The organism is Ruoffia sp. FAM 26255 (assembly GCF_045528525.1).
Lineage (GTDB): Bacteria > Bacillota > Bacilli > Lactobacillales > Aerococcaceae > Ruoffia > Ruoffia tabacinasalis.
The window spans coordinates 1-2,025 of the sequence record NZ_JBGQQX010000112.1; the positions used below are offsets into that span (position 1 = coordinate 1).

Below are 2,025 nucleotides of genomic sequence, written 5' to 3' on the forward strand. Positions count from 1 at the left end.
TAGATATTCTCCTTATGTTATTTGGTGGTACTTTTAATATAACGAATATCTGCGTCTTTTAGAAGACACAAAGATAGGGTTGATGACATTTTAATTTTTGTCATCAACCCTATTTATTGTAGAACCAGATTAAATTGAAGTAAGCCTCAAGTGTTCAATAGTTAACACTTGAGGCTTATATTTATGTGCACAAAAAAAGTCGGCTGTAAAGCCGACTAAAAGGCATCCGGTGGTGCCGTTTCCGTATATATATGTTATTGAACCTGCAAGTAATTACAGGTGGGCTCCACACTTGCTTTTTCTGACTTCCAAGTGTAAAAGGCTTGTCATAGAAACAAGATCATAGGATCCCGAGATAAAAAGAAATGTTCGGTCCACACAATATATATACAACGTACACCTCAGAGAACCTTTGTTAAATACATTATAGCACTAATATAATAAAATGCAACAAAATAAGATATGTTGCCCTGACAAGCTTGCAAAGGGTTACTGACACAGATAGGTATCGTTATTTTTGTTTAATTTGCTTATATATTTGAGCGAGAGCTTCTTCATATTTACCTGTAGGATCAGGTTCGAAGTATTGATGACGCTTCAAATTATCAGGTAAATATTGTTGTTCGACATAATGGTGCGGGAAATCATGCGGGTATTTATATTCAACACCACGACCTAATTTTTCAGCACCGGAGTAGTGAGCGTCACGAATATGATCGGGTACTTGTCCGACATTACCCGCTGAAATATCTGCCATTGCACTGTTTAGGGCACGATAAGTTGTGTTTGATTTTGGACTTAAAGCTAAATCGGCAACCGCAAAAGCTAATGGGATGCGCGCTTCAGGCAAACCAACTTTTTCAGCTGCTGTTACAGCCGAAACTGTCCTTGAAGTAGCTCCAGGGTTTCCTAAACCTATATCTTCATAAGCGATAATTAATAACCGCCTACAAGCAATAGTTAATTCACCTGCTTCTAATAAGACGGCTAAATAATACATTGCTGCATCGACATCGCTCCCTCGAATTGATTTTTGAAGGGCAGAGATGGCGTCGTAATGGGCGTTTCCATCTTTATCATGCGTCATCCGTTTATGTTGCAGACATTCTTCGGCGATGTCTTGTGTAATTTTAATGACATTATCTTCATCGGGTTTGGTTGATAAGACAGCCAATTCTAGAGCATTTAAGGCTGAACGAATATCACCATTGGTCACATGAGAGAAATGATTTAATATATCATCTGGAATCTCTACATTATATTCACCTAAGCCAACGTCATTATCTTCTAGGGCTCTTTGAAGACCTAATTTAATATCTTCGGGAGCCAAAGGTTTCACTTCAAATATTTGTAATCGGCTTCGAATCGCTGGATTAATGGTGATGTATGGATTTTCGGTAGTAGCTCCAATGAGTATGACACGACCATTCTCTAGATGAGGTAGTAAATAGTCTTGCTTCACTTTATTCAAGCGATGAATTTCATCAAGTAACATAATGACAGTTCCCGACATTTTCGCTTCTTCAACGACCACTTCCATGTCTTTTTTTGAATCTGTGGCAGCATTTAAGATGCGAAAAGCATATTTCGTACTACCAGCAATGGCACTGGCGATACTAGTTTTACCTGTACCAGGAGGTCCGTAAAGAATCATTGACGATAGACGTTCTGAAATCACCATCCGTCGTATAATTTTTCCTTCGCCAACAAGATGTTTCTGTCCCAATACTTCGTCAATATGTTTAGGACGCATACGGTAAGCTAATGGTTGTTGCATAAGATACTCCTTTCGCAATTAATTGCATTCATTGTTTATATATGTAAACTAAATAATAATTATCTAATGTATTATATATGATATTTGAATTAATTGATAATTTCTAGATTAAAGTTATTATTTCCTGAACAATTCATACTTTTCGTTGAAAACATGTGCCAACTGCCTAACGGCAGCTTAAATTTACTTTTTCATTTTCACCTGTTAAGTGATGAAAAAAGAACCCCATTCTGATATGGTAAAGGTGT

1 protein-coding gene and 1 other RNA gene are annotated in these 2,025 nt (G+C 37.1%); both read right to left on the reverse strand.

Features of this window, described 5'->3' with window-relative positions; translation table 11 throughout:
* Positions 1 to 219 precede the first annotated feature (219 nt).
* Positions 220 to 411, reverse strand: a non-coding RNA gene (ssrS, locus tag ACEN31_RS11450) — 6S RNA.
* 100 nt (positions 412 to 511) lie between these two features.
* Positions 512 to 1,777: a replication-associated recombination protein A gene (locus ACEN31_RS11455; protein ID WP_407109471.1), complete on the reverse strand. Its 1,266-nt coding sequence runs from the start codon at positions 1,775 to 1,777 to the stop codon at positions 512 to 514.
* Positions 1,778 to 2,025 lie beyond the last annotated feature (248 nt).